The sequence below is a fragment of the Coprococcus intestinihominis genome (assembly GCF_040096555.1).
In the GTDB taxonomy this organism is placed as follows: domain Bacteria; phylum Bacillota; class Clostridia; order Lachnospirales; family Lachnospiraceae; genus Coprococcus_A; species Coprococcus_A intestinihominis.
In genome coordinates this window covers 1-3,335 of sequence record NZ_JBBMEK010000323.1, presented here as the reverse complement: position 1 = coordinate 3,335, position 3,335 = coordinate 1, and the positions used below count along the sequence as shown (strand labels likewise).

The window sequence follows — 3,335 nt, the reverse complement described above, 5'->3', positions numbered from 1 at the left end:
AATACACAGACGAGCAATAAGACCTGCAATATGTATCTTGGTGCAGTCTTCAGATACTACCAGTTCTTGACACTGGAAGATGTTTTGCCAATGCTTAAAGTCTTACGAGTAAAAAAAATATCGTATTTTGACAGCATGGGAGTAAATCATCAAAATGCAGTGAATTCGTTTAAAGGTTTCCTTAGAGAAGAAGAACCTAATCTGGAAGAAATAACATCCGAAGAAATACAGGCGTTGATAAATGCCTGCACGAATGACAGAGACCGATTACTGATAGCAATGATGGCAGAAACCGGTCTTAGATTAGGAGAAATTCTGGGAATCCATTATACCGAAGATATTGATTTTGAAAGAAGGACGGTTCGGGTAAGGTATCGTGAAACCAATACCAACTTGGCAAGGGCAAAAAATGCAGAATATAGAATGGCATTGTTAAGTAATACAACTTTTGAGTTCTTGGTTAAGTACATTTCTGAAAATCGGAAAAGTCTGATGAACTCGGAGTATCTATTCACAAAATTGACTGGAAAAAACAAAGGGGAGCCATTAGATGCGGATTCTGTGTATAGTATGTTGAAAAGGCTATCCCAAAAAACGGATATCAATTCCCATCCGCATCAGCTCCGGCACTATTTTGCAGAGGAAAGAAGAAAAGAAGGATGGGATTTGAACGACATTCGTTTTGCCCTGGGTCATAAGAAAGTTGAAACTACCATTAAATACTTGGGTGAGAATAATGAACGATTGATAGAAGCGACAGATCAATACTACTCAAATAATGAAGATTTATATCAAATTGCAGATTTTCTGTAAAAGGAAGGAGGGATTACCTTGGCAGTATTAAAAATTGTTCCGAAGTTATATCAGGAAAAAATATCTGAGAAATTAAAGGAAGAGATATCTTTAGTTACGAATGGAGAAGCAAAATACTATAACCGGTTATACAAATTTTTTCAGTATACAGATATACAGTGTACTGCAGATATTAACTATGAAACGAGAAAAATGTATATGGATTCTCTTGAAAAAGAGGATATTTCAGAAAAATATAAAGCGGAATTACTGAGCTTATTTGATCGTTTAAAAATAGAAAACATGCCGGATGTCTATTCACAAGGAAATCCCTTCTCTGTAGAACAGGAGTTTTTTAAGCAAGACAAATTGTTTTTACTGTATGTACCCAATAAGAAGAAAGCACAATCTTTCCGGCAGGTGGTCGATAAGAATGATTTGTTATGGGACTTAACGGGGATACATTCATCACAGTTGGTGAGACAGACAAAGATATTATTGTGTGAAATTCTGAATATGGATATGGTGCAAAGACATCGAAGATATTTTTTAGAACCATTAAAAGCACTTATACGGTTTTGCGATAAGTACGGAATAGATGATATTGAAAAAATGGAACAGGCAGATGAAAACAGATTTTATCTGTATTTGAACAGGGAGTCGGAAATTATAAAAAAACAGGCTTCTAAGATTGTTGAGTTTGCGAGAAGAACGTTATTTCTAACAGATCCAGAGACAAATTGGCAGGCGTGTATTTGGTATATGGATAGGTTCCGGTTTGATAAATCAAGAATCAATGCCAGTTCACCTGTTAAAAGCCTTTCATTTATTAATATTCACGAAAAAGAAAATCGTTGGTATTTACAATTATACGCAAAATATTTGGTCGGAATATCTGATCTGTCTTTATCAAATATCCGAAATACTATAAGTTTTATTTCACAATTTCTACAATATCTGGACGGACGGAGTAAGAAAGTAACAGAACTGGATATGCAAGATATAGTGGATTATTTGTCTGTTTTGGATGAGTCCGATATTAAGTATTCCACGTTCAATCGATATGTTACGCATGTGCATACATTTCTACAGTTTTTGAAGATGAAAAATATTGAAGTGTTGAAGTTTTATCCGGAACGATTTTTAAAAAAAGGTTTTCCGGAACACAATGAAAGAAGTGTTCCAGAAAAAACAATTGCTCATCTGATTAAGGAGCTGCCGACATTCCCAGAGCATTTACAGTTGATGTATTTGATTTTGTTTTGTACAGGAATTAGGAAAAGCGAGGTTTGCACAATAAAATCGGGAGCCTTTTATTCACAAGGCAATGAGAGTTGGATGCGTATATATCAAAGCAAAATGCGGAGAGAAAAAGTCATTCCGATTCCTAGTATATTAGTAGAACTGGTGAATGATTATGAAAAAAAGCACGGAATAAAAAATGGGGAGTATTTATTCAAAAATAAAAAGGGTGGTGCATTTAGTGGACAGACTTTTTCAAATCAGATGATTCGGGAGTGTAAGGCTCGTGGGATTGACTGCGGAGATTATATTTTTAGAGCACACGATTACAGACATAACCTTGCGACTTCAATGTACGGAAATGGAGTTTCTATACAAGGGGTACGAGATTATCTGGGACATTCAAGTGAGAATATGACAAAACAATACATTGATTTCATGCCGGAACGTATTGTATCGGCTGAAGATAAATATTTTTCAAGGAATCAGTCATTTAAATTGAAAGGAGCAGAAGACGATGAAAGGTAATATTAATGTGATTTCTTATGACTGTTATCAACAAGCTACAGAAAAACAGTTGGAAGGGCTGAAATGGAAGGAAAACAGGGTGTACTACATATCAGAGATTCTTAATGAAAAGATACAGGATGAGATTTATGGGTATATCGACGATAGATGCAGACGTTTATCATTATCAACAGTAGTAAATGATATTTACAGATTTGATCTATTGAAAGAATTTCTGAATGAGAAGTGTACAAGTTGTAGCAGCATCACTGATAAAAAATGGGAAGAACTGGAGAGAACCTATAAAGCATTTTTATATAAAAAAGGATTGGCACTGTACGTCAGAAGAAATAGACCGGATAGGCGGAGTGTTGAACAACAAAGTAGTGCTCAGGTTTCTTTTCTGAAAATGTATTATGAGTATGTTGTGAAGAGCAAAACAGCAGATATTCCAGAAAATGAAAAAGATGTATGGGATATGAGAAAGTTGGATATTGTGCCAAGGAGTAATCCGATTCGTGGCAGATATAGATTAGATTTTCGTGAGATCAGGCAGAAAGAATTTAAAGAGATAATAAAGAGAATATTGTATAGTCACTGCCAGACAAAGGCAATGGGGAGTATCAAAGGTGAATTGCGTGGATTTCGTCGTTTTGCTGGCTTCATGTATGATCGGTTTCCAGAAGTAAGGCATTTCACAGAAATTAGCAGGGATATGATAGAGGATTATCTGGTTTATATAAAGACTGATACCGGTCTTACATCGGTCAGTTACACGACAGAATTGTCGGTTT

At 35.4% G+C, this 3,335-nt stretch carries 2 protein-coding genes and 1 pseudogene; all 3 read left to right on the top strand.

Annotated elements, in window-relative coordinates:
* Positions 1-90 precede the first annotated feature (90 nt).
* Entirely contained in the window at positions 91-813 is a 723-nt protein-coding gene (locus tag WMO25_RS16520) for a tyrosine-type recombinase/integrase (protein ID WP_349086251.1), read from the top strand.
* An 18-nt stretch (positions 814-831) separates the two neighbouring features.
* Complete coding sequence (locus tag WMO25_RS16515; RefSeq protein WP_349086250.1) at positions 832-2,562, top strand: tyrosine-type recombinase/integrase; 1,731 nt, start codon at positions 832-834, stop codon at positions 2,560-2,562.
* A pseudogene (locus WMO25_RS16510) lies at positions 2,552-3,335 on the top strand (tyrosine-type recombinase/integrase); the annotation flags it as partial. The gene WMO25_RS16515 and the pseudogene WMO25_RS16510, both read left to right, overlap by 11 nt.

Bases quoted from the DNA above. Each gene is read 5' to 3' on its own strand.
- WMO25_RS16520 (WP_349086251.1), top strand. From the start codon at position 91: ATGCTTAAAGTCTTACGAGTAAAAAAAATATCGTATTTTGACAGCATG.